Raw genomic sequence first — 23,959 nt, forward strand, 5'->3', positions numbered from 1 at the left:
CAACAAATCACAATATGTTATCACAGAGCGCGTTGCGGCTTTACATCACCAGAATGTAGCCTTACTCTTACAGGCATGCCGGCGCGTGTCACCGGCCCACACCCAGCCCCGGCACTATTCACCACTCACCGCAACCACGGCTCATTCACTCACAGGCGCGACATGGCCTCATTCCACCACCAACAGCTGCTTTGCTGCGGCGTCGTCACGGCCGTGACAATCGCCCTCAGCAGCAACACCTTGGCGAGGTCCGACAACTCAGTCGCCGAGACCTTGCCGGCGGACATTCCGGCCACTGCCACTGCCTTTCTGACAGTGCAGATTGAGCCAGCGGGAGCCGTTGCGCTTGGCGCGGCTTGGTCCATCGACGGCGAGCAATGGCATAGCAGCGGCAGCGAGCTCGAACTGTCCTGTGAGCAGTACTGCGTCCGCTTCCGGCATGTCCCCGGCTGCATCGCTCCGTCGGACTGGGTCATCAACCTGGACTACCCCAGTCGCTATAGCACTCTGAACGCAGTCTACGAACTGCGCGCGCCAAGCAGCTACCCCTTTTACCTGCCGTTGCGCATCACCAGCCAGAACGGCGACTGCTACACGCTGCATGCCGTCAGCGACCGTGACGCCAGCGACAACATCGTGCCCGAAGAAGATCGGCTCCTGGCGCCACCAGCGAAGGAGGACCTGCCATCGGCCGCGCTGCTAGCGCTGCGACCTGGTGCCAATACCCCCGCCGCGCTCTCCTGGGATTGCCATCGCCATGCCGAGGCCATGCAGTGGCTACTCCAGGTGAACATCCCTCTACAGAGCCAGTCCCTCAGCATCAGCTGGGCACTGGCGGAGATCATCGGCGACAACGCGGTACGCCTGGTCGATATGGCCAACCCGCTGCATTCATACGATCTGCATGAGGCTGGCGAAGTGCCTGTCAGCTCGCCCGGCAGCCACCAGTTCCTCGTCACCGCCCACGGCCCGGCTATGGCTTATACGGATCTGTCCGTCTTGCCTGGCTGGAATCTGGTCAATTTTTCCGCGCCGCCAGCCAAGCCATGGCAGACCCTGCTCCGGCAATGCGCAGCAATGACCTGGTCAGACCGTGCAAAAGCTTGGGTCCGCAGCCGTGACCTCCGGGCCGGGCCGCACTGGCTATTCGCATTGGCTAGCGGCACCCTGCGGGTTTATCTGGAATCCGACACGAACGCGGCGGCGGCCTTGGCTACCGGCCCGTGGGTTCTGACCACCCTCGACACGGCTGGCCTCTGGCTCGGTGCACCTCAGGCCGTATGGTCCTGGCAAGGCGGCAACTACCGCCCCGTCACCGGCAATCGAGAAGCCAACCGGCCTTACTGGGTGTTTTTCACCACGCCGCAATAGCCATGATCAGCGGCGCCACCAGCAACAGCAGACGACAGCTAACCAACGTCGCGGCCTCACGTCCCCGGCAGCGGGGCACGTCGCGGCCTAGAGGTCTTTCGAAAAGTCCCCAGACGACTTTTGCCTGTCAAGACTGCCTTCATCCGGTGTTCTTTTGATCATAAATATAGATATGACTGCCGAAAAACAACGGAGAAAAGTTTAGTACATAGGTGCCGTTCACAAATTACGTTTACACATTGCAGTGCAAACGCTCTTTCATGTCATACCTTGTCGCCGGCCAACATTTCCCCGGCCGCGAAGCGGCAAGCGCCCTGGAAGGGCGCTGTCATCGTAGCCCAGGGCAAGCGACGCCGAAGGCGGAGCGCCACCCTGGGTACAGCGCTTATTGCGCTCGTGTTCCTCGGCCTCTTTGGCCCCAGTCGGCGCAGCTGACTGGGGCCAAAGAGGCAATGGAGCCTCACTTTTTATTGTTTGCGATGTCGCACGCTTTCAGCGTGCCTGGGTATAGCTGTAAATGTAATTATCGAACGGCCCCATACTATCGCCTAGCGCTGAGCCGAAAATGGCTAGGTGGGAGAGCGCGAGGGGGAGGAAAGGAGCGTTGCCCCTTTCCTCCCCCTCGCAAAACCTACCTAATGCATTGCGGACGGCCTCTCCCTAGCGCTGCTCAGCACCGGAAGCATCAGCAGCACCGTCCCAGCTACGGGCGGCGTCCATGATCTGCCGCAGCGGCCGGCCACTGGCCATGGCTAATTCGCGCGCCGAGTCATACTCGGGCACCAGCTCGCTGTGCCCGCCTGGTCGCATGACGCGCTTGCAGCGCAATGCCCCCCAGGGTGTCTGAATGAGCTCGGCTTGCCGGGACAGCACCCAGCGGCGCTCTTCGCGCATGCGCACGCCCAGCGTGCTGGTTTCACGCAGCGCTAGCGTCGCCAGCCGCTGCGCGTCCTCGCAGCGCGCCAGCACCCGCACCTGCGTGCCAGGGCGGTTCTTCTTCATCTGCACGGCGACAAAACTGACGTCCAGCGCGCCAGCAGCCAGGCCGCGCTCCAATAGATAGCCGAGGGCCTCCGGGCTCATGTCGTCCACTTCAAAACTGATTACGGCCACGACATCCGTCTGCAGTCCGGCCTTGCCGTCGGCCGGTTCAAAAAGCAGCGCGCGCACCACATTAGGCATCAGCTCAAATTCTTTGCGACCGTGGCCGTAGCCCGTGCCAAGGAGAGTCATGGGCTGGGAGGGCAATGCGCCCTCGCTCAAAGCCGTCAGCACCGCCGCCCCCGTCGGCGTCGTCAACTCGCCCATGATCGGCAGGCGAGTCACCGCGTAGCCTTCCAGAAGCTTTGCCGTCGCCGGTGCCGGCACCGGCATCACCCCGTGCGCACAACGAACCGTGCCATGGCCAATCTTGTAGCCGCTGCAGTACACAACGTCGACTGACAGCTGCTCCAAAGCCAGGCATATCCCAAAAATGTCCGCTATCGAATCAACCGCGCCCACTTCGTGGAAATGCACGTCGTCAGGACTCACGCCGTGTATCGCGGCCTCAGCCGCCGCTAGTCGCCGAAAAATCTTCTCGGCCCGCGCTTTGGCCCGCGCCGCCGCACTGCTGCCGTGTATCAACGACAAGATGTCACTCAGCCCACGATGCGCATGCACGTGAGCTGGAATCGCCGCGCCAACGTCGCTGTGCGAGTGAGAATGCTCATCGCCGTGATCATGCGTATGGCCGTGGACTTGCGGGTCACCAGGCGCGTGCGTGTGGTCATGCGAGTGCACGACACCATCGCCATGGTCGTGGTCGTGTGTGTGGACGGGATTTTCACCGGGGGCATGCGCGTGGTCGTGGTCGTGCTCATGGGCCTCGCCGGGGGCATGCGCGTGATCGTGGTCGTGCTCATGGGCCTCGCCGGGGGCATGCGCGTGGTCGTGCTCATGCTCATGGGCCTCGCCGGGGGCATGCGCGTGGTCGTGGTCGTGCCCATCGGCATCAGCGCCATGTTCCAGGACCCGCAGGTATCCGCACATGATGCCGTGGCGGCATTTTTCCCGGGTGAATGCCAGCTGAACGCCGGCCAGTCCGCATTCCTGGAGAGTGGCCGTGATGGGTGCCGGATCGGCGCCGAGATCAATCAATGCCGCCAGAATCATGTCGCCGGCAGCGCCCGAGAGGGGTTCCAAACTCAATACCCGCATGTTCATCGCCCTTTCTGCTCCGACTGACCATTCACGGCTTGAAGCGCGTCAGCTCCCGCTGCCACGCGCGGGAGCGCCTTGATCCACCAGAAAATCCTCATTGACGACCTGCAGCGAATAACGCCGGGCGATGTCAAGGCATTCATCGGTATTGCCCCACACATCCTGCGGTCGATGGGCATCAGAGCTGACCATCACCGGCGCCTGGTATTCGGCGATCATCTCCCAAAACGTCATCAGCGGATACATGAATCGCCAGCTGGCACCGTCCTCAATCATCTTCTTGCGCAAACCGTAGGCGTTGATTTCCAAGGGGACTTTGCAGTCCACCGACGCCTGCGCAATGGTTCGTACACAGGCGTGAAGTTCCTCGCCGGCGCCACGGTACGCCACCCCGAACAAATCCGGGTGGGCAATAAAAGCATAGTGGCCGCTGCTGATGGTCTTGACGATGTGGTCGGTGTAGGCATGCAGCTGCTGAACGTCCATCTGCTGCCCATAGATCGGCACCCACTCACCAGCATACGGATACCAGTGGGCCGCGCCAATCAGATAAGCAAGACCGTGCCGCCCCAGCAATTCATCCTGGTAAAACGCCACGTGCTCGGTCACATGCTCGCATTCCATGCCCGCATGGACGCGCAAACCCGGATAAGCCGCCGCCGCGTCACGAATGGCCTGCACATAACCCGGCAGTTCCGCCATCGCCATGCGCGTGCTCTGCCAACGACCGTCCGGATGTGGCGTGTGATCGCTGATGCCCAACGCCGTTACGCCCTGCGCCACCGCTGCCTCGCAGTAGTCTGCCACACCGCCCGACGCGTGCTTGCACAACGCCGTGTGCGTGTGAAAATTCCGCCGTGTTGTCACCGCCACTCCACCTGATCTGTGGACTGTACCGCCACAGCTAACCTACCTGAAACAAAACAACCCAACTCACACGAGTTGGGTCTGAACTGTGGCTGCCCGACCTGGATTTGAACCAAGACAAACTGATCCAGAATCAGTTGTGCTACCATTACACCATCGGGCATCCATGAAATCTTTTGACGAGCAGTTAAAATATCTGATCAACCGCTCTTGTCAACCACCACCACCGACAAAAATTGATTCGCCGGTAATCCCTCTGTCATTGATAACGGATGCCCGACATGCCCCCGGGCAGCGGCGCGCTGCCGTCCAGGAGTCCCCACCGGCACCAGTCGTCCCCTGCACCCTTTTCGCTCGCCCTGGCGCCCCCATCATCCTGTTGGCATGTGCGCGCTCAAAACAAATGCCTGCAGAAAAGTCTGCGGACCATGGCGACCGGTTGGCGTTGCGCGACAGCCACGTATCGACTACCCGCAATGAAAGAAGCTGCGTGACGCGATTGAATCACAAATAATACCATGAACCCGTCACAATCAGCCCATTTTTGTGTCTTTTTCATCAAATAGGCACTTGCTTCATTCCCAAAAAATCGCTACACTGTTCTTGTTGACAAAAAGAAAAAGGCATTTCGCCTTCATATCATGGCAAAGACTCGCAGTCCTTGGCTTTTGGCCAGCGTGGCGTTCATTATCATTAGTACGGGTACTTTTCGTTAAGGCGTAGAAAACCAATCCCAACTAGGAGAAGATCATGCAGAAAAAGTTCTTTACGCTCATCGAACTCCTTGTCGTCATCGCCATCATCGCCATTTTGGCGGCCATGCTCTTGCCGGCTCTGAGTAAAGCCCGCGCGAAGGCCCGGGCAATTTCCTGCACGTCCAATCTAAAGCAGCTCGGCCTGGGCATGACCATGTACCAAGCCGATTTCAGTGACGCCTTCCCCTATTGGCACTGGGCCAGCCATTACCAGCTGCCATTGGCCCAGCAGCCCACCTTTTGGACCACCGCCGTCTATCCCTATGTTGGCGATGGCAACGCGTTCATCTGCCCCGTGCGCACCGACAGCGACCTGCGCAACTACGGCGGCTATTACAGCAACCAACTTTACCCTGGCGCCAAAATCAAATCCTGCTACGGCATCAACGAAAACCTCCATGCCGCCGACAATGGCACCAAGCCCCCCATGACCCTCAACGACCTCAAGGCACCCTCGGATACCTTCCTTTTCGGCGACTGCACGTCGCATCTCAGCGGCCCAGCTGACACGCAGGGCTTTTATGACCGGCTTTGCCGAGTTCTCAACTCCACCGCGACAAACTACGACAGCGCCACCGCCCATGGCGTGGGCTCAAACATCACCTACGTCGATGGCCATGTTGCCCTGGAAAACTGGCGTCTTTTCCGCAACGGTGGCCGGATTCTCTTCACCTATGCGTATTACAAGAAATAGGACCTTACTGTTTGGCTGCATTATCTGCAGCTGCTTACTCAGCCCCCACAAATGAAAGAAGAATGATGAAAAGCCGCTCCTTCACGCTCATCGAACTCCTCGTCGTCATCGCCATCATCGCCATTTTGGCCGCCATGCTCTTGCCGGCTCTGAGCAAAGCCCGGGAGAAGGCCCGCACCATTTCCTGCGCCAGTGGTCTTAAGCAGGTCGGCCTGGCCATCAACATGTACATGGACGACAACCAGGGCAACATCCCGCAGGTTGAATCGGCCCTGATGGGAACGGGTTTCGCTGCCAGCCGCGTCACCTGGCGCCAACAGATGGTCACCTACATCGGCGACAGCAAGATCATGCGCTGCCCCTCCGATGACCGCACGACGTCCTTCGACTCCGGCAATATCATCATGACCTCGGGTTCCGTGGACCTGATCAAGTGCCATGGCTCCTACGCCAACAACTTCAAGATCAGCAGCTGGAATCCCTGCACCAACCAGAGCGAGCTGAAACAACCGTCCGAACTGGCCTGGGCCGGCGATCAGGTCAACTTGACCAACCGCGCTTTCTGCGTCGGCGGCACGCCGTCTACTGACACCAATACCAAAAATCAGCTCGGCGCCGGCGTCACCGCGCCGCGCCACGGCGGCGGCCTGAATCTGGTGATGATTGATGGCCATGTCGCCTGGACCAAGAGCATCGGCGCCTGGTCAAACTACATCGCCAGCACCGGCAGCGCCGCGCGGCGCATGTGGTTCAATGAATAACACGCCATAACCACCAGTCAGCAACACGCGCCGGCCCGACGGGAAGTACCCGCCGGGCCGGCGCATTTTTCAGTCAATTTTCTTCGGCAACAATTACCGCTGGCGATTGAGATATTCGCCCATGCGCTGGCGGAGGCGGGTCAGCGCCTCGGGATCAGGCAGGATTTTGGTGGAGTAGCGCCCGCCAGCGTTGGGAATGCTCACCAGTTCGGCAGCCTGGGCGATAATATCGGCGGCTTCGCCGCAGCCGGCCGCCGCGGCCTTTTTCAGCAGCAGGAGGTACTCGTAGTCCTCTACACCGTCACGGGCGGCTTCGAGGCGAATGGTGGTGACCAGGCCGGAAAAGCCGGCCGGTTCGCCGGGATAGACCAAGAAGCCGTCGCCATTGGGGTAGCGGATCCAGTAGCGGGCGTCCTCACCGGGCCGGTCGGCCTGGGAGATGTAAGCGTGCCAGCCGTATTTCCAGGGGTCGTAGGTCAGCCAGTTGATGCCCCAGAATTCATAGGCTTCGACATCATACTTGAAGCAGTAATGCGGCAGCAGGCGCTCAATGGCGCAGTAGGGCGTATCGGTGCACATCTGGCCGTCGGTGGTGAACCAGAAACGATCGCCAGCGGCGGCGCGTTCGCGCAACACCTCTTCAGGGAAGCAGCCGTAGCTGCCGGCGCCCCACACCGTGATGGCGCCATTCCAGTCGGGGCAATGCCGCCAGCTGCTGCTGTAGATCGGCATGTCGGGCTCCACCTCCTGGATCATGGTGCAAAGGGCCTTCATCTGGACGCGAATGTGCTCGTGGCTGAAGTGAGGTTCGTCGGAGATGTAGAGCACAATCTTGTCCGCCCAGCCCTTTTCGCGCATGTGGTCCATGTAGAGCTTCAAGCATTGCTGATAGACCGACTTGTACTCGGGCCGCAGCTGGTCGCGGGGAACGTCTGCCCACGGATGCTCGCCCTCGTAGGGCGCGACGCCAAGCACCTTCTTCGGCGGATACGCCCAACCGAAGAGATAGAAAAAGCCCGGCGTGTAGGAACGCACGAAGCCGAGCTCGTCAAAATGCCGGGTGGCGGCCTGGTCGTAGGCGCTGAAATCCGCCGTGACCACGCCGTCGGCACCGAGCTTGAAAGACGGCGACGCCAGGACATTGTCAGGCGACACCTTTTTGTCCGCCATGAAGGCGAGGAACTGATCCTGGAGCTGGGCGCCATTGAGGCCGCCTTGCGACCACAGCGCCCACGGTGTGGGCCGGTAGTCATAGACCGCCGCCAGGCTCGGACGCGCCGGCAAGGTGAAATTCCACACCGTGATGGCCACGGGCAAGGTCGCCAGCAACTCGCCGCGCTGCCGTATTTCGATCTGGCCGCGATGCGTGCCCGGGCGCGCATTGGCGCTGGCGCGGATGGACACCCAGATGGCGCGGGTGTCGTTGGCCGGCAAGGTCAGTTTGGCCGTGGGCATGATGGGGTCCGGCCACATGCCGGCCCAACCGTCGGTGCTGCCTTGGCCCGTGGGCTGTTTGCGCTCCCACTCCGGCCGGCGGTTGCTGAAGTAGCCGCTGCGGTGGTCGATGGGCACATAGCCCAGCACGCCCGCTGTCAGTTCCAGGCCCGCGTCGGCAAACTGCGGCAGGACCAACTCCAGATCATCGCGCGTCACGCCGCTGCGCAGAGCCACATGCAGGCCCTCGTCTTCGCCCTTGGCCAGACTCACCGCCAGTGGCGCCGCCTGGCGCCCAAACCAGCGGCTGAACACCCCCGGCCGCGCCAGCAGGTCGCGGGCCTGCGCCGGCGGCGTATCTTCCGGGAAGACCTTCACCACCGGATTGACCTGCCAGGCCATCAATGCCGCCGGCGGCACCGGTGCCACTTCGGGAATCCCCACAATGGACCGCACCGACGGCGCCAGGAAGGCTCCGTCGTGTTTGAGCACGCCAGTGCAGTTCATGGTCAGATGCATCTGGAAAGTGCGGGCATCGGCTGGCGCGGTGAAAGACCCAAACAACGGCGTCCAGTCGCTGTCGCCCTGGACGCCCGGGCCAGCACCGAGATAGCCGCCTGGACAGACTTCGTCCGCCTCATTGCGGAGGTGCGCATGCAGCTGCGCCTTGGCGCTGAGTTTCTCGCTGGCCATCCACACGCCGTAAATGTAGGTCTGCCCGGGCTTGATGGCCACGCTCTGCCGCCAGCCAATCCAGTCGGGCTTGCTGCCTGCCGGGACGTCCAGCCGCGCGTAGCGCGCCCCAAAGCCACCCGGGCGTCCCAGGCTGAACCACGACGACGACGCGTCTTCCTTCTCGCCACTGCCCAGCCAGTATTCAGGCAACATGGCACCATCTTCAAAACTGGGATTGCGTAGCATGTTGGCCTTGCTGCTCATCAGCGCGACGTAGTCGGCAACGCCGGCACTCGGCGGCAGCTCGACCAGTATCTGGTCCGAGGGAATATCGCTGCCCAGCGCACTCTGCAGCTTGGGCGCCGCCGCCGGTTTTGCCGAGCGGTCTTCGCTGACGTAGAGGTAGTACACCTTTTCCGTCCGCGGCGGCACCGAGCAGGTGAAAAGCAGCCCGTCGCCAAAACGAGTGACCTTGACATCCTCGTTTTCATAGGTCAGGCGAAAGTCGGGGTTCTGCAAGCGCCGGAACACGTCGCTGGTCGCGATATTGGCCAAGACACCCGCCAGCGGTTCGTCGCTGGTGTTCATGACTTTCACCGGCACCCGGAACAGCCACGGCCGGCCGCGCGGCGCGGACAACCACGGCACGTCGGCACCCACGCGCTGCAACAACTGCCGTTCGGCGGCACCGACCGCCAACGTGTAGCGGGGTGCATCCGAGCCGCCTTCCATACGGAAGTCATCAAACCAGGCGGCGCCCGCGCCACGCAACACCGAACCAGTCGTCAGCAGAGTGGCACCAGCGGGTATTTCCACCTCAAGGCTCAACTCCTGCCAGTCAAAGTTGCCCTTGCCAGCGCTGACCACGCGATTGACCATCTGTGAATTGCCGGGACTGCCCACATGCACAAACCAGCCGGCCGATTCGGTGACGCCCTCGCCGCGCACCCGCACCCGCAGCATGTATTTTTCCCCGGGTTGCACCGGCATGCCCGCTCGTTCAATGCCGAACCAACTGGACTCGGCATTGGCATCAGCCGTGGCCTTGACGCAGTACGCGCCGTCCGCAGGACGGTCCGTTGCCAGTTCGACGCGATGCTGCGCATCAGTCAGCTTCGGGCGCCAGCCCACCGGCATGCCCTGGGCGACTTTCTCGAACGAGCCGTTGAGATCGCCAGCAGTCGGTATGCGCAAGTAGTCCGACACTGGCCAGGCCGACGGATTGTCGTAGTACACCAGCAGCTTTTGCGTCGACGCCCCATCCGGGCTAACCGGCACGTACAGCGTCCCAGCCGCAGGCACCACGCCAATCTCGACGCGTTCGCCGCTTGCATCGGCCACCGCCCATAACAGTTCTGCGCCACTGTCCGCCGCCACCACTCGGATGCCAGCTACCGGCATACCCACCAGCGGCAGGGAGGCAGACACACCAGCCTCGCCAGCCACCGGCACACCCACCGGCAGCATCTGCTTGGCGTCCATCGTCGGCAAATTGCTGAACTGCAAGGCAAAACGACCGCGCCAACTGTCCTGCCGACTCAACGCCAGCCGGTCATGCCACGGCTGCGCCGACAACGACAACGGTAACGCAAACAAAACCAGCAGCCCCAACACCCATCCTCTTGCTCTTGTCATAATACCCGCACTCCTTTTCTATTGTAGACCGACATATACTGCGATAACCATATCTGCAAAAAACTACGCCCGACAGATTGCCGAATAAGCAGCTAACAGCCAAATGTAAGCCCCTGCGCCTGTCTTGCCACCTGAAAACAACTAATCAGATCAGACCGATCAGACCGATCAGACCGATCAGACCGACGATCCGTCCGATCAGACCGATCAAATCGACGATCCGTCCGATCCGTCCGATCCGTCCGCGACAAAACTAAGTCGATCAGACCGATCAAATCGACGCTCCGTCCGCTTGCTTATTCTTCCCCAGCATCGCCTGCGGAACCAGCCCCCCGGCATTATGGTATAGGGCTTACACACTCTTCTTATTGCTTACACGACATATTCGCATGCGAAAATCATTTACAAATCCCGACGACGGCCCGCCTGAGCCGCGCTGCTGGTCATACGACCTCGCCGACGGCTGGCTGGCCCGCGCCGGTAAAACCGACGACGACAACGACCTGCTGTCCCTGCGCTGCGCCCACCCGAACGACTGGTGGTTCCACGTTCACGCCATGCCCGGCAGCCACGTCGTCCTCAGCCACGCCGACAAAACCAAGGCGCCCGACGCTGACATTCTTCGCGCGGCCGCCGCCATCGCCGCCTGGCACAGCAAGGCCCGCGACGGCGGCAACTGCCCAGTGTCCTGCACCCAGGCACGCAATGTCTCAAAGCCCCGTGGCGCCAAACCCGGCACCGTCACCATCAGCAAGGAAAAAATCATCCGGGTCAAACCAGGATTGCCGCAGGACGGCCCGGCGTAAGGCGGCACCCTGTTACCACGCATCACCGAGCACAATCTCGTTATCGGTCAGTAACCACCCCGGTGGGAAAAAACACCGGGGACAATTTGCAGGAAACCCACGGCCAGTCGCTACCCAGCCATTCGACCTTGATTTCCGCCGACCTTTGCGGCAGCGAGTTTCATAGGAGTGATTGATAACCAAAACTGTGGTGCCTCTACGAGGCACTGTCTGTTAGCAGGCTGCGTCCCCAGGCTAAAGCCTGGGGTTAAGCATGGTTAAGCGCCTACGGCGCAAAAACATCGATATTTAATGATGGTGGTTTTCGGCCCGAACCGGACAAAGCAAGTCGTCAGATCGGCCAAGTTCGGCCCAGAGGGCCGGACCATGCATAACCCCTGGTGAGGCGCCCGGAGGGCGCCGCAACCAGGGGTATGATAGCAAGTTAGAATTGCGCCCGGAGGGCGCCACATTGGCGAGGCACGCCGCGTCCTGCGATAAAGTGGCATACCTGGCATGCCGCCGCCGTCCCCCTCAGGCAAGCAAGTGAGTTCCATTGCCTCTTTGGCCCCAGTCAGCTTCGCCGACTGAAGCCAAAGAGGCTGAGGAACACGGACCAATATGGCGCGCTACCCAGGGCGGCGCGCGCCATCGGCGCCGCTTGCCCTGGGCTGTCTTAGGCCGCGCCTTTGGCGCTGAAGACAAAATGCTGCAAAAAAAAGCCGGCACTGCGGCGTGAACGACTGGCATCAATGAGCAAGGCATCACCCACAATCTGGTGCCGGAGCCGGCGATCGCAACGCATTTTTTGCCACATCGTGCTAGATTACAAGTTTACACTTAAAAAGGCCCCCGGGCCGTTTGTCTTACTCAACGGAGAAGTCCATGTCCTATTTTCAACAGCTGCTCAACGACGGCGGACCCATTGTCTATGTGCTTCTGGGCTGCCTGCTTCTGGCGACAATCATCTTCCTCGACCGCTTTTTCTACTGCCATCGCGCTCGCATCGATACCCGCGAATTTCTCCGCGGGCTGTTCAACATCCTCAAGAACAACAAAGTCGTCGAGGCCATCGCCATCTGCGACAGCACGCCCGGACCGGTATCTGCCACAGTCCGCGCCGCCATCTGCCACTGCGACCAGGACGAGGGGAAGATCCGCCAGGCAGTGGACGAGGCCGCACTGACCGAGATTCCCCGGCTTGAACGTAATACCAAGCTGCTGGCCGCCATCGGCCAGATCGCCCCCGTGCTGGGCCTACTGGGCACCCTCATCAGCCTCATGAGCATCTTCAGCAAAATGCAGGGCCAGGGCCACTTTGTCGAAACCATCCAGCTCGCCGAACATGTCCGCAGCGCCCTCATCAGCTCCGTCATGGGACTCATTGTCGCCCTCGCAGTACAGCTGTTCTACTTCATCCTCGCCGAACAAATCGGCAAGATCGTCCTCGATATGGAAAAGAGCGCCAGCGAAATGATCTACTTCCTCGCAGCGCGCAAATTCACGCCCGCCGACCAAGGCGCCGTGTCAGCCTTGACCGCCACGCCCACCGAAGAAAGCGCCATCGACAACGCCACGATCAGCGACGAGATGGACGACGACAAGCAGAAAGACCTCTGATATGCCGCGCTGGAAAAGCACTATGGGCGTCACCGCCGGCCAGTACCCGCTGGTCGCCATACTCGACTTGTTTTTCATCCTGCTGATCTTTTTCCTCATCGGCAACAGCGTGGTCTTTTGGCCTGGCACCCAGGTCGAGACGTCGCTCAGCCTCCCGCGCACCGCGCAGGCCGAGATGCACGAAGCCGACAAACTCATCATCACCATCACCCGCTCGGGCCAGATCTTCTTCAACGAAAAAGCCCTCGACTGGCACGGCCTGGAAAAAGAGCTGCGCGAGCGAGTCCGGGAAAGCAACATCACCAGCGCCCGCCGACGCAATCTCGATCCCGCCACCGCTCCCAAGGCCTCGCGCCCACCAATGGTCGCCCTGCGGGCAGACAAAGATCTGCCCTATGAACGTATCAATGCCGTGATGGCTCTGGCGCGCTCCCTCGGCCTCGGGGTCTATCTTGTCGCCGACGTCGAAGCGACGAACGCCGCGCCACAGCTCAACCTCGCCCCAGCTCGCAGTAGCCAGATGCCATGAAGCGCCGAAACCGCCGCCAAACTTATCGCACGCACGCCCTGTGGCGCCGACTCTTCGCCTGCGCGACGGCACTGCTCTTGCTGTCGCCAATGCTTTTTCTCGACGTTACCAGCACCAGCGCCGACCCGCAGACCAACAGTGCGAACGACGCCGAGGTCGTCAGTCTACCGCCCCGCCCTGAGGCGGGGACCGCCCCAGCTCTGGCGACGATATACGACTGGCTGAGTATCAGCGACCCGACCATCTTTATCCTGCCCAATATCGACATGGGCTTTGCGCGCTTTCGCCCCCTGCCCCAGCATGAATTCCGCGCGGCGCTGCCCGCCAACGTCTGGAATCCGGGTGCTCCGACGCCGCCGGTGATTCATGCCATGGCCCTGCCCATTCGCTTGAGCAGCCTGGACTTGCTGCTGACCGAGCAATGGCCGCGGGATACGGCGCTGACCATACCGCCTCTGCCGCAATGGCAGACACCCAGCGGCATTTTCTGGCGCGATTTGCGTGGTCGTCTGGTCATTGACCCGCCCATCATCCAGCCGGATTTCATCAGCCAGGCCATCAACGACCACGGCCAGCCCCAGCAGATCACCCTGCTGGAAATCGAGTTGACGCCGTTGCTGCCCATGCCCCGCACGGTCATTCGCCAGAGTTGCGGCAATGTCAAACTCGATGCACTGCTGCTCAACGCCGTCCGCGATTATTTCCAACGCCAGCCCTTCACGCCGGCGACCGCCGGTCCCCGTCGCGCCCGCAAGCTCCTGCTGGAAATCGACTGGCGCCTGCCCGCAGCCCGTAGTTAAGGCCAATCTGCCCATGACCATCGCCTTTTTCATGACCATCAGCATCCAGAACGCCATGCTCCTGCACGTCCTGGGGCTTTTCGTGCTGGCTTTCGTCGCCTATATCATCACCATTATCCGCGACCAGGCCGTCGCCTGGGACATCTCCAGGCACAAGCTAGGCTCCTGCACCAAATGCGGCCTTGTCTTTCTCAGCAAACGCCAGGCCCAAATGCCCGAGTGCCCACGCTGCGCCGGCCGGGCCGAGCCATACCTGAACAAAAAAACCCACAGCCCATCCACCACCCAATGAGAATCATCAGCGGCGCAGCCCGGGGTATTCGCCTCACCGCCCCGGCAGGACGTGACGTCCGACCAACCGAAGACCGTGTCAAGGAAGCGATTTTCGCCACTATCGGCGACCTCGGCGACAGCGTCGTCGTCGATCTCTTCGCCGGCACTGGCGCCCTCGGGCTGGAGGCGTTCAGCCGCGGCGCCAGAAGCGTCCGTTTCGTCGAGAAGGCCCAGGCGCATTGCATGGTCATCAAGCAGAACCTCCAGGCTGTCCTCAAGGCCATGGGCAATCCGTCCGCGCCGGATATCGATGTGCTCTGCGGCGACGCCAGCCGCGCGCCGGCGTTGCTGCCGCAGCTGGCCGGCAGCTGCGACGTCATTCTCGCCGATCCGCCCTATCACCCCCCGGCGGGTGCCTACGGCGCCCGCGAGCTACTGCTGGATGCCGACTTCGCCGCCTGGGCCGGACCGCAGGCCCTCCTCGTCCTGGAATTCGGCGCCGACGTAAGTCTGCCATGGTCGCCGGACTCGCCCTGGCGCACTCTTAAGATCAAGACCTTCGGCATCCGCGCAGTGGCCTTCGCTAAGCTCGTGCAGTGAGCACGCCGGCAGCACCAGCCGACCCGTCAGTCGGATTTTCTTCGTCCAGCCGTGCTTTTTCCCCGAAAAAGCATTTCGTGGCTGGGAACTCGCGTTTTATCACTGGGTCAAAAGGGCTTTGTTCCCTCTGGCACCCCTGTTGTCGGCAACCTGAAAATCAGGAGGAAATGTTAGGCATGATCAAGGCTCAAGACGTGCAAAAATGGTTCGGGCCGAACCTCGTGGTGGACCACGTGTCCTTCGAGGTTCAATCCGGCGAAGTCCTGGGATTCCTGGGGCCCAACGGCGCCGGCAAGTCAACCACCATGCGGATGCTTACCGGCTTCCTACCCCTCTCCGGCGGCAAAATCGAAATTGGCGGCCACGACATCGAAACGGCCCCCATCGCGGCCAAAGCTCTCTTCGGCTACCTGCCAGAAAACGCCCCGGCGTACAACGACATGACCGTCGAGGACTTCCTGGCCTTCTGCGCCGCCATCCGCGGCTTCAGCGGCGATGAGAAGAAAAACGCGGTCGAGAAGGCGATCGAGACCTGCCACCTGCAAAAAGTCCGCCGACAGAGCATCGACACCCTGTCCAAAGGCTACTTCCACCGCTGCTGCTTTGCCCAGGCGATTCTTCACGACCCGCCGGTGCTGGTGCTTGACGAACCTACAGACGGCCTGGACCCCAACCAGAAGCACGAGATGCGCATGCTCATCCGCGACATGGGCAAGAGCAAGGCCATCATCGTTTCCACGCACATCCTCGAAGAAGTCGAGGCCATCTGCAGCCGCGTAATCATCATCGACCAGGGCAAACTCGTCTTCAACGGCAGCCCCGCCGAGCTCAAGGCGCGTTCCAACGACGCTGGCGCCGTGCAGGTCCGCGTTCACGGCGTGCCCTACGCCGACATCAGCAGCGCCCTCGGTGCCATCGCCGGCGCCGGCGACGTCAGCAAACTCGGCGCGGACGGCCAGGCCGTCACGGTGCTGGTCCAGCGCCAAGATCCCGCCATCGCCCTGGCGCCCGCCATCAAGGCCGTTTTGGACGGCAAGCACTGGCAATTTGACGAACTGCACACGGAAACCGGCCGGCTGGACGACGTCTTCCGCACCATCACCAGCCTTGACAGCGCGAAGGAGAACAAGGCATGAAAAATACCTGGATCATCGCCAAACGGGAGCTGGCCAGTTACTTCAACTCGCCAGTCGCCTACGTCTTCATCGTCATCTTCCTGCTCCTCACGGGCTTCTTCACCTTCATGATGGGCGGTTTCTTCCGCTTCAAAGAAGCGACCCTCACCAGCTTTTTTGTCTGGCACCCCTGGTTGTACATGCTGCTGGTGCCGGCCGTGGGCATGCGCCTGTGGTCTGAGGAACGCCGCCAGGGCACTCTCGAACTGCTCTTCACCATGCCCGTCAACACTGCCGCGGCCATCGCCGGCAAGTTCCTCGCCGGGTGGATCTTCCTGGGCTTCGCGCTGCTGCTGACCCTCCCGATGCCGATCACGGTCTGCTACCTGGGCGAGCCCGATCTGGGCCCCATGCTCACCGGCTACATCGGCAGTTTCCTCATGGCCGGTGCCTATCTGGCCATTAGCGGCATGACCTCGGCTTGCACTCGCAATCAGGTCATCAGCTTCATCACCTCGGTCGTTATCTGTCTGTTCCTGGTCCTTGCCGGCTACCCACCCGTCACCAACATCCTCCTCAAATGGGGCGCAGCCAACAACCTCGTCGAATTCGCCGCCGGCATCAGCGTCATGTTCCACTTTGAAAGCATGCAGCGCGGCGTCCTTGATCTCCGCGATTTCGTGTACTTCATCTCGCTGGTCGTCTTCGCCCTGTTCACTACCAACATCGTGCTGAAGACCTACCGCGCGTAAACCAACCGGCATGTCAGGCCGCCGCGACCGGCGGCCAAGGACCAAGGAGCAACGTTAACTATGAGCAGCCATAAAAAACATCTCGAGGCCTTCTTTTATTCCCTCGGTGGCGTCGCCGTCATGGCCGTCATCCTCATCATTGTCAACCTCATCTTCAAGCCGGCGAATGTCCGCTGGGACGTCACCAGCGACAAGCTTTTCACGCTGTCGGACGGCACCATCCAGACCCTGCAGAAACTCGACCAGCCAGTAAGCATCCGCTTCTACTACTCCAAGGACGTCGCACAAATGCCGGTCTTCATGAAGACCTACGCCAACCGCGTCGAAGACATCCTCAAAGAGTACAAGCGCAATGCCGGCAAGCACATCGATGTCACCAAGCTCAATCCCCAGCCCGACTCCGACGCGGAGGATTCCGCCCACCTCGACGGCGTCGTCGGCCAGCCGATGGACGCCCTCGGCATGGAAGACCGCGTGTACCTCGGCATCGCCATCAGCTGCGCCGGCCGCCTGGCCACGCTGCCCTTCCTCAGCCCCGAACGCGAAAGCCTGCTGGAATACGACATCACCCGCGCCCTCATCAACGTCACCAACCCCAGCAAGCCCAAAGTCGGCGTCATCAGCCCCATGATGGTCATGGGCGGCATCGACAACCCCAATATGATGATGCAGGGGCAACCGGGCGGTATGAAGCCCGCGTGGATGATCATCACCGAACTCAAAAAAGAATACGACGTCGTCGAGCTGCCCGTCAGCAGCGACGCCATCGCCGACGACATTGACATCGTCATGGCCATCCACCCGAAGGAGCTTGAGGCCAAGACGCTCTTTGCCCTCGACCAGTTCGTCCTCCGCGGCGGCCGCTTGATCGCTTTCCTCGACCCGATGTGCATGGCCGACATGCAGAACCAGCCGCAGCAGATGCAGTACATGCCGCCAGCCGCATCGTCCCTTGATCCGCTACTCAAGGCATGGGGAGTCAGCTTCGAGACCGAAAAAGTCGTCCTCGACCGCAGCGCCGCCACCGAAATCCGCCAGGGACCACAAAGCGGCGCCGAGACCATGCCGAGCGTCCTCAGTCTTGGCGTGGAGCATATCGACCGCAATGACCCGGCCGTCGCCCTCCTCAATTCCATGCTCATGCTCAATACCGGCGCCTTCGCCGGCACGCCCGCCGAGGGCCTCACCAAAACCGTCCTCATCAGCAGTTCCGACGACTCGCAGTTTCTCGAAAAATACATGGCCCAGCGCAGCGGCAAGGATCTCATGAAGGACTTCCGCGCCGACCTCACCACCAAAGAACTCGCCATCCGCCTCACCGGCACCTTCAAAACCGCCTATCCCGACGGCAAACCCGGCGAAGCAAAAGCCGACGAAGACGGCAAGAACGGCGAAGCAAAAGCCGAGTCTGTCAGCACCTGGCTGAGCGCATCGAGCAAGCCCGGCGCGGTAGTGCTGGTTGCGGACGCCGACATGCTCTACGATCCCTTCTGCGTACGCCGCAGCTCGATCTTCGGCCAGACTTTCGTCCAGCCTATCAACCAGAATCTGGCTTTTGCGCAGAATATGCTGGAGAGTCTCAGCGGCGACAACGCGCTGTTCAGCATCCGCTCCCGCGGCGGCACATCCCGCCCCTTCACCCGCGTGAAGGCCATGGAGCTGGCCGCCAACGAGCGCTACCGCGAACAGATCGCCAAACTCGAAGCCGAAGTGCAGGACATCCAGCGCGAAATCAATGACCTGCAGCGCAAACGCCAACCCGGCGAGCGCGATCTGCTCTCCGCCGAACAACGGCAGGCCCTGGCCAAATTCCGTAAGAAGGAAGCCGAGGCCAAGCAGAGCCTCAAGAGCGTCCGCAAGCAGCTGCGACAGGACATCGACGCCCTCGAAAACAACATCATGCTGGCTAATATAGCCCTGATGCCCGCGCTGGTCGTCATCGGCGGTCTCACCTTGGCATTGGTCAAACGCGGAAGGAGCAAACGCAAATGAACAAGAAACAACTCATTGTCCTGATCTGCGCGGCAGTCGTCCTCGCCATCGCTGCCTACGTCATGAACCGCCCGGAAAAACGCGGCTGGCAGGGCGGCGCCGCCGCCGGCACCACGCTGGTGCCGGAGAGTTTTGACAGCAGCGCCGTCACGCGCGTCACGTTCAGCTCGGGCGACAAGACCGTGACCCTGGAAAAAACGGAACCGGGCTGGAGCGTCAAGGAACGCTATGGCTTCCCCGCCAATTTCTCCGAGCTGAACCAGTTCGTCTTCGACCTCAGCGAGACCCGCGTCGCCCGCGAACTGGCCATTGCGCAGCAGCACTTCGCCGAGCTGCAACTCACGCCGGCCGACGGCGCAGTCACAGTCAGCTTCCATAATGCCGCCGGCGATGCCCTCCAGACCCTCGTCTTCGGCAAGAAGCACGAGCAGGAATCCGCCGAGCCGGCCATGCCCGGCATGATGCCCGGCGAGAACACGGCGCCCGTCGGCCGCTACCTCCTGCTCAACGACCAACGACCCGTCATCGCCGCCAACACTTTCGCCCTGGTAGACGAGCCGGTGACTTTCTGGCTTAACAAGGACTTCTTCAAAATCAGCGACCTCAAATCGGCCACCCTCAGCGCCGGCGATGTAACCATGTGGACCGTCGAACGCAAAAGCAAGAGCGACAATCTCGCCGTTGTCGGCGAGATACCCGAAGGCAAGGAAGCGGACACGTCCAAGCTCAACAGCATCAAATCGGCCTTCTCCTGGATCCGCTTCAACGACGTCGCTGACCCGGCCGCCAAACCCGAAGATGTCGGCATGGACGAGGTCAAGACTTTCACAGCCACCGATTTCGACGACCTCAGCTACACGATTCTCATCGGCAAAACCGTCAATGGCAAACGCTACCTGCGCATCAGCGAACTGACCTGGAACGGCAAGACCACCCGCGATGCCGCCGAAGACGAAAAACCCGAAGATAAAGCACGCCTCGACGCCGAATTCGCCCAGAAGGTCAAGGACGGCCAAACCAAGGCACAAGAACTCTTCGCCAAACTCGCGCCCTGGACTTTCGAAGTCGGCACCTACGCCATCAGCAATATCGATAAAAAGCGCGACGAGCTCTTCAAAGACCTCCCTAAACCCGAACCAAAGGCCGATGCAACGCCCGCGCCCGCACCGGCGCCCGCCGCACCTGCCCCAGCTGCTCCTGCACCAGCGGCGCCCGCCGCACCATAATCGTCTCAGCCACCCTCGGCCCGGCAATCCGCCGGGCCTTTTTTTCGGGAGCCGCGACATGGCAAACCTCCCACTCTATGACGCCCATGCGCACTTGGCCGATCCGCGCCTGGCGCCGATCCTGCCGCAGCTCTTCGCGGAGTGCGTGGTGCGCGGCGTCCGCCGCATTCTCGCCAATGCGGCGCGACGCGACGAATGGGACGCCGTCGCCTCCCTCAGTGCCCGCCATGACATCGTCTATGCCGCCCTGGGCATGCACCCGTTCTTCCTCGCCGACTGGGATGACCACAGCGCCGACGAGCTACGCCAGGCCATCGCCGCACCGCCCCCGGGCGCCAAGATCATCGCCGTCGGCGAAATCGGCCTGGACTTCCTCAGTCACCGCGACAGCACCGCCAAACAGCTCGCCGCGCTGGCGCAACAGCTGCTCATCGCCCGCGACTTCGACCTGCCAGTGTGCCTGCACAACCGCAAAGCCTGGCCAGAATTCTTCGCGCTGCTCAAGGACCTGCGCATCACCACCCTGCGCGGCTACTGCCACCATTTCGGCGCCAGCCGCGACATCGCCCGCCAAGCCCTCGACCACGGTCTCCACCTGTCCTTCTGCGGCCCCGTCGCCGACCCCAATAGCCGCCGCGCACGCGCCGCCGCGCTCTACGCGCCGCTGGACCGCATCCTCAGCGAAACCGACTGCCCCGACCTGCCCGCACCACAATACCACGGCCAACTCAGCCAGCCATGGCAGGTACACGCCGTCGTCCAGGCCATCGCCGACATCAAAAAGGCCACCCCAGAAGTCGTCGCCGCAACCATCGCCCAAAACTGGCAAGAGCTCTTCACCCAACCGTAAACGCCGTTTTTTTATCCGCGGATAAAGAATTACCGTTGGTCCTGCAGGGCCGCCGTGATGGCCAGGACCTGCGGCAGGAGTTGTTTTTTGCGGCTGAGGACGCCCGGCAGCACGAAGAGGTTCTCTGCCAGCGCCGCGTAGGGCAGATTGCGGATCAGCTCCTCGCAGCCGATGATCAGCAGCTCGGACGTCTCCCGCACCGCGTCTGTCACCATCAGGCCGACAAAATCTAGCTGCTGATCGGCAAGGACCTTCTGCATCTCGGCCAGCAACTCGTCCCGCCGTTGGTGCAGTAGCTCCAGGTTGGTTTCTTCCACCTGCGCCAGGGTGAAGCGGAAACGGCCGTCGCTGTAATCCTTGCGGTCGCCATGGATGACGTCATGCGCGGGCTTGGCCGCCAGCGGCGAATCGATCCGCAGCAGTTCGTCCATCAGCACCTCGGGCTGCACGCCGGCGATTTTGGCCAGCCAGTCGCACATGCGCCGGTCGAGGTCGGCGCTCGTCGGCGAGCGCAGCAGTAGCGTGTCGGAGATAATCCCGCCCAGCAGCAGCCCCGCCAGCCCCGCCGAAAGGCGTTCGCCGGCGCTGCGGAACATCGCCGCCACCAGCGTGCAGGTGCTACCCACCACGTCGCCCGTGAAACGGATCGGCGCCGTCGTCGGTGGCATGCCGATGCGGTGGTGGTCGATGACCTCAATCACCGGTATTTCCTCAACGCCCGGCAGGCTCTGCTCGATCTCGTTGTGATCGACCAGGATCATGCGGAAGGGCGGCGGCTGATTGCAGGCGTTCTTCAACACCACGCCACACAGCAGCCCGGCCTCGTCCACCACCGGCACCAGGTCGTCAACGCTGTTCAGTATCCGATTGCGCACGTCGCGCAGGCGGTCACGCGGCGACAAACACAGCTGGTTCGCCGGGAAACGGCTGAACTCCACTGGCACACTGAATTTCAGGCGCCGGATCACCGCCGCCGAATCGTAACGCGTCAGCAGTATGGATACCTTGGCGCGCGCCGCCGCTTCGACAATTAAGGGGTCCACCGGCCGATTGCCGGTCACAATCATCAGCCGCATCCGCCGGTGCAGCACCCGCAGGTGAATTTCCGGCCGGTCGCCGACAATGACCGCCAGCTCGTGGCTGGCCGTGTCCGGCAGATGCTCGGTGAAGCTGTCCAGGCTCATGGCGGCGACATAGACTTGGAAATCCTGCGTGCTGTCGGCGTCGTCCGCCGTGAGCACTTCGGCTTCCAGCACCTGCTGAATCAGCCGGATGGAGCTGTGAATGCAGCGCCCCGTCAGGCCGCTACCGGCGTCGTTGCCGATGTCCAACAGATTCGAGATCAGCGCCAAGCCACTGAGCATGCCGAGAAAACGGCCGTCGCCCTCGACCACCGGCAGCTGCTGCCGGCCCGTCTCGCGGAGTTTGCCAACGGCGTCAAACAAGGTCGTGCCGGTGCTGACCGGCGTGGCCGGGGTCATGACGTCCCGCACCCGTGTATAGACATCGTTGCGGCTCTGCGGCGGCTCGATGCCAAAACGCTTGAACAAATACAGCGCCCGCTCCGGCAACACTCCCGGACATAGCGCCGTGATCTCCGCCTGGCCCTGTCGCCGCCGCAACTCGGCAATCGCCACGGCCGCCGCCAGACTGTCAATGTCCGGATTGCGATGCCCACTGACCAATACCCGATAAGGCGCCTTCTTCTCCATAACCTGCTGTTCTGTCATATCCCGCCGTTGTCATCCGCCGCGCCGCCGCGGCCTGCTGTTTCTATCATCAATCCGCTGTTACTCTGCTCAGAGATCCGGATTCCACAGTTTGCGCATCTCGACGCTCGACCCGCTGAGCGACGCCAAATACGTCGTCTTGGAGCCATACCACAACACATGGCCATCGGCGTGAACCGCATTCGCGCCGCGGTTGTGCCGCCCGGGCAGCAGACTCAAATCCAGCGATTCACCCAGCTGTTTCTGCGTCTCCGCGGCGTTGCTCATCACGCAGCGGTAGCCCGAATTCACCTGATCGACCGCAAAGATGATTGCCGAGGGATTCTTGACCTCAATCATCGTCCGCGGGCTTTCTTTGTGCAGGAGGTAGTTGGCCGCGTAGGACACGGCGCACTGCGCGTCAGCCTTGACGCCAGTAATCATCACCAGGATACCCGAGTCGTTCGTCGTCGCTACAGTACGGCTATCCGATGCGCATTTGAAGACATTGCGTTCGCCGATGTAGTGCAGATAGGCCTGGCGCCACGTCGATGCCGACGCCGACCAGTTCGAACCGCTGCTGGCCAGGCCATTCAGCGGCGGGAACCAGTCCTGGTTGTCCTGCGAATACAGCGTCATGCCCAGGCCGATCTGTTTCATGCTGCTCGCGCAGGATATCGTCCGCGCTTTCTCTCGGGCTTTGCTCAATGCCGGCAAGAGCATCGCCGCCAAAATCGCAATGATCGCAATGACTACCAGCAATTCAATCAGAGTGAAGAACCGTTTCATCGTCGTCTCTCCTTTTTCCGTTGTCGCTGTTTCGTCGCCGTAACTGATTACACCTATGTGGCTTGTCGTTACGGGGCTTGGCGAGCTGCGCGCCGTCGCTCAGTCCTACTCGCCAATGACCTTGACCAGCACGCGCTTGTCGCGCTTGCCATCAAATTCATAATAAAAGATCTGTTCCCAGGTGCCGAAATCCAGTCGCCCGTCCGTGATGGCCACCACCACTTCGCGCCCCATGATGGTACGTTTGAGGTGCGCGTCGGCGTTGTCCTCAAAGCCATTGTGGGCATACTGACTGTAGGGTTGTTCCGGCGCCAGCTTTTCCAGCCAGCGTTCGTAGTCCGCATGCAGCCCGCTTTCGTCATCGTTGATGAACACACTCGCGGTGATATTCATGGCGTTCACCAACACTAGGCCGTCCTTGACGCCGCTCTCAATGACCGCCTGCTGCACCTGGCCAGTGATATTCACCAGGCCACGCCGCGCCGGCAGATTGAAATGGAGTTCCTTGCGAAGTGTTTTCATGCG

The 23,959-nt window shown here is 61.6% G+C and carries 20 protein-coding genes and 1 tRNA gene; 14 read left to right on the forward strand and 7 right to left on the reverse strand.

Translation table 11 applies throughout. The features are described 5' to 3' along the window. Positions 1 to 162 precede the first annotated feature (162 nt). Entirely contained in the window at positions 163 to 1,371 is a 1,209-nt protein-coding gene (locus tag J3R75_RS06165) for a hypothetical protein (protein ID WP_307260507.1), read from the forward strand. A gap of 660 nt (positions 1,372 to 2,031) precedes the next feature. Here J3R75_RS06165 and larC read toward each other — a convergent pair. From larC to J3R75_RS06180, 3 genes are all read right to left on the reverse strand, one after another. Continuing rightward, positions 2,032 to 3,576, reverse strand: a complete 1,545-nt coding sequence (larC, locus tag J3R75_RS06170; protein WP_307260508.1) for a nickel pincer cofactor biosynthesis protein LarC — start codon at positions 3,574 to 3,576, stop codon at positions 2,032 to 2,034. Between the two features lie 42 nt (positions 3,577 to 3,618). Continuing rightward, positions 3,619 to 4,440 carry a histidinol-phosphatase gene (locus J3R75_RS06175; RefSeq protein ID WP_307260510.1) on the reverse strand — a complete coding sequence of 274 codons (822 nt, stop codon included), beginning with the start codon at positions 4,438 to 4,440 and terminating at the stop codon, positions 3,619 to 3,621. 89 nt (positions 4,441 to 4,529) lie between these two features. Then, positions 4,530 to 4,603, reverse strand: a tRNA-Gln gene (locus J3R75_RS06180). Between the two features lie 587 nt (positions 4,604 to 5,190). Here J3R75_RS06180 and J3R75_RS06185 point away from each other — a divergent pair. Then, positions 5,191 to 5,889: a DUF1559 family PulG-like putative transporter gene (locus J3R75_RS06185; protein WP_307260512.1), complete on the forward strand. Its 699-nt coding sequence runs from the start codon at positions 5,191 to 5,193 to the stop codon at positions 5,887 to 5,889. A gap of 62 nt (positions 5,890 to 5,951) precedes the next feature. Beyond that, a complete protein-coding gene (locus J3R75_RS06190) occupies positions 5,952 to 6,650 on the forward strand; it encodes a DUF1559 family PulG-like putative transporter (protein ID WP_307260514.1) in 699 nt (232 codons plus the stop codon). A gap of 93 nt (positions 6,651 to 6,743) precedes the next feature. On the opposite strand, the gene J3R75_RS06195 is transcribed toward J3R75_RS06190, so the two are convergent. Further along, a complete protein-coding gene (locus tag J3R75_RS06195; protein ID WP_307260515.1) occupies positions 6,744 to 10,394 on the reverse strand; it encodes a glycoside hydrolase domain-containing protein in 3,651 nt (1,216 codons plus the stop codon). A 389-nt stretch (positions 10,395 to 10,783) separates the two neighbouring features. Between J3R75_RS06195 and J3R75_RS06200 the strand changes: the two genes are divergently transcribed. From J3R75_RS06200 to J3R75_RS06250, 11 genes are all read left to right on the forward strand, one after another. After that, positions 10,784 to 11,200, forward strand: coding sequence for an NFACT RNA binding domain-containing protein (locus J3R75_RS06200; RefSeq protein WP_307260517.1), 417 nt, complete (start codon positions 10,784 to 10,786; stop codon positions 11,198 to 11,200). Positions 11,201 to 12,064: 864 nt separating this feature from the next. Further along, positions 12,065 to 12,799 carry a MotA/TolQ/ExbB proton channel family protein gene (locus tag J3R75_RS06205; protein ID WP_307260519.1) on the forward strand — a complete coding sequence of 245 codons (735 nt, stop codon included), beginning with the start codon at positions 12,065 to 12,067 and terminating at the stop codon, positions 12,797 to 12,799. A gap of 1 nt (position 12,800) precedes the next feature. Further along, on the forward strand, positions 12,801 to 13,328 hold the full coding sequence (locus J3R75_RS06210) for an ExbD/TolR family protein (RefSeq protein ID WP_307260521.1): 528 nt from the start codon (positions 12,801 to 12,803) through the stop codon (positions 13,326 to 13,328). After that, the gene (locus tag J3R75_RS06215; protein ID WP_307260523.1) at positions 13,325 to 14,128 is read left to right on the forward strand and encodes a hypothetical protein; all 804 of its coding nucleotides are present in this window, start codon (positions 13,325 to 13,327) and stop codon (positions 14,126 to 14,128) included. The genes J3R75_RS06210 and J3R75_RS06215 overlap by 4 nt, the downstream gene beginning before the upstream one ends. 13 nt (positions 14,129 to 14,141) lie before the next feature. After that, the gene (locus J3R75_RS06220) at positions 14,142 to 14,420 is read left to right on the forward strand and encodes a hypothetical protein (protein WP_307260525.1); all 279 of its coding nucleotides are present in this window, start codon (positions 14,142 to 14,144) and stop codon (positions 14,418 to 14,420) included. Continuing rightward, positions 14,417 to 15,001, forward strand: coding sequence for a 16S rRNA (guanine(966)-N(2))-methyltransferase RsmD (gene rsmD / locus J3R75_RS06225; protein ID WP_307260527.1), 585 nt, complete (start codon positions 14,417 to 14,419; stop codon positions 14,999 to 15,001). Before J3R75_RS06220 ends, rsmD begins: the two co-directional genes overlap by 4 nt. Before the next feature lie 176 nt (positions 15,002 to 15,177). Further along, positions 15,178 to 16,137, forward strand: coding sequence for an ABC transporter ATP-binding protein (locus J3R75_RS06230; protein WP_307260529.1), 960 nt, complete (start codon positions 15,178 to 15,180; stop codon positions 16,135 to 16,137). Then, positions 16,134 to 16,868, forward strand: coding sequence for a heme exporter protein CcmB (locus J3R75_RS06235; RefSeq protein WP_307260531.1), 735 nt, complete (start codon positions 16,134 to 16,136; stop codon positions 16,866 to 16,868). Before J3R75_RS06230 ends, J3R75_RS06235 begins: the two co-directional genes overlap by 4 nt. A 60-nt stretch (positions 16,869 to 16,928) precedes the next feature. Further along, a complete protein-coding gene (locus tag J3R75_RS06240) occupies positions 16,929 to 18,860 on the forward strand; it encodes a GldG family protein (RefSeq protein ID WP_307260532.1) in 1,932 nt (643 codons plus the stop codon). After that, positions 18,857 to 20,086 carry a DUF4340 domain-containing protein gene (locus J3R75_RS06245; protein ID WP_307260534.1) on the forward strand — a complete coding sequence of 410 codons (1,230 nt, stop codon included), beginning with the start codon at positions 18,857 to 18,859 and terminating at the stop codon, positions 20,084 to 20,086. Before J3R75_RS06240 ends, J3R75_RS06245 begins: the two co-directional genes overlap by 4 nt. Positions 20,087 to 20,144: 58 nt before the next feature. Then, positions 20,145 to 20,936: a TatD family hydrolase gene (locus J3R75_RS06250; protein WP_307260536.1), complete on the forward strand. Its 792-nt coding sequence runs from the start codon at positions 20,145 to 20,147 to the stop codon at positions 20,934 to 20,936. A 29-nt stretch (positions 20,937 to 20,965) separates the two neighbouring features. On the opposite strand, the gene J3R75_RS06255 is transcribed toward J3R75_RS06250, so the two are convergent. The 3 genes from J3R75_RS06255 to J3R75_RS06265 form a co-directional block, all read right to left on the reverse strand. Beyond that, positions 20,966 to 22,666 (reverse strand): putative manganese-dependent inorganic diphosphatase, encoded by a 1,701-nt coding sequence (locus J3R75_RS06255; protein ID WP_307260537.1) that lies wholly within the window; start codon positions 22,664 to 22,666, stop codon positions 20,966 to 20,968. Positions 22,667 to 22,735: 69 nt separating this feature from the next. After that, positions 22,736 to 23,434 (reverse strand): DUF1559 family PulG-like putative transporter, encoded by a 699-nt coding sequence (locus J3R75_RS06260; protein WP_307260540.1) that lies wholly within the window; start codon positions 23,432 to 23,434, stop codon positions 22,736 to 22,738. A gap of 105 nt (positions 23,435 to 23,539) precedes the next feature. Further along, entirely contained in the window at positions 23,540 to 23,956 is a 417-nt protein-coding gene (locus tag J3R75_RS06265; protein WP_307260542.1) for a secondary thiamine-phosphate synthase enzyme YjbQ, read from the reverse strand. Positions 23,957 to 23,959 lie beyond the last annotated feature (3 nt).

This window comes from Oligosphaera ethanolica, assembly GCF_030814695.1.
Lineage (GTDB): Bacteria > Verrucomicrobiota > Lentisphaeria > Oligosphaerales > Oligosphaeraceae > Oligosphaera > Oligosphaera ethanolica.

Coding starts and splice junctions, on each gene's coding strand:
- J3R75_RS06165 (WP_307260507.1), top strand. CDS start 163: ATGGCCTCATTCCACCACCAACAGCTGCTTTGCTGCGGCGTCGTCACG.
- J3R75_RS06240 (WP_307260532.1), top strand. CDS start 16,929: ATGAGCAGCCATAAAAAACATCTCGAGGCCTTCTTTTATTCCCTCGGT.
- J3R75_RS06255 (WP_307260537.1), bottom strand. CDS start 22,666: ATGACAGAACAGCAGGTTATGGAGAAGAAGGCGCCTTATCGGGTATTG.
- rsmD (WP_307260527.1), top strand. CDS start 14,417: ATGAGAATCATCAGCGGCGCAGCCCGGGGTATTCGCCTCACCGCCCCG.
- J3R75_RS06185 (WP_307260512.1), top strand. CDS start 5,191: ATGCAGAAAAAGTTCTTTACGCTCATCGAACTCCTTGTCGTCATCGCC.
- J3R75_RS06250 (WP_307260536.1), top strand. CDS start 20,145: ATGGCAAACCTCCCACTCTATGACGCCCATGCGCACTTGGCCGATCCG.
- J3R75_RS06210 (WP_307260521.1), top strand. CDS start 12,801: ATGCCGCGCTGGAAAAGCACTATGGGCGTCACCGCCGGCCAGTACCCG.
- J3R75_RS06205 (WP_307260519.1), top strand. CDS start 12,065: ATGTCCTATTTTCAACAGCTGCTCAACGACGGCGGACCCATTGTCTAT.
- J3R75_RS06215 (WP_307260523.1), top strand. CDS start 13,325: ATGAAGCGCCGAAACCGCCGCCAAACTTATCGCACGCACGCCCTGTGG.
- J3R75_RS06245 (WP_307260534.1), top strand. CDS start 18,857: ATGAACAAGAAACAACTCATTGTCCTGATCTGCGCGGCAGTCGTCCTC.
- J3R75_RS06195 (WP_307260515.1), bottom strand. CDS start 10,394: ATGACAAGAGCAAGAGGATGGGTGTTGGGGCTGCTGGTTTTGTTTGCG.
- J3R75_RS06260 (WP_307260540.1), bottom strand. CDS start 23,434: ATGAAACGGTTCTTCACTCTGATTGAATTGCTGGTAGTCATTGCGATC.
- J3R75_RS06190 (WP_307260514.1), top strand. CDS start 5,952: ATGATGAAAAGCCGCTCCTTCACGCTCATCGAACTCCTCGTCGTCATC.
- J3R75_RS06235 (WP_307260531.1), top strand. CDS start 16,134: ATGAAAAATACCTGGATCATCGCCAAACGGGAGCTGGCCAGTTACTTC.
- J3R75_RS06265 (WP_307260542.1), bottom strand. CDS start 23,956: ATGAAAACACTTCGCAAGGAACTCCATTTCAATCTGCCGGCGCGGCGT.
- J3R75_RS06200 (WP_307260517.1), top strand. CDS start 10,784: ATGCGAAAATCATTTACAAATCCCGACGACGGCCCGCCTGAGCCGCGC.
- J3R75_RS06220 (WP_307260525.1), top strand. CDS start 14,142: ATGACCATCGCCTTTTTCATGACCATCAGCATCCAGAACGCCATGCTC.
- larC (WP_307260508.1), bottom strand. CDS start 3,576: ATGAACATGCGGGTATTGAGTTTGGAACCCCTCTCGGGCGCTGCCGGC.
- J3R75_RS06230 (WP_307260529.1), top strand. CDS start 15,178: ATGATCAAGGCTCAAGACGTGCAAAAATGGTTCGGGCCGAACCTCGTG.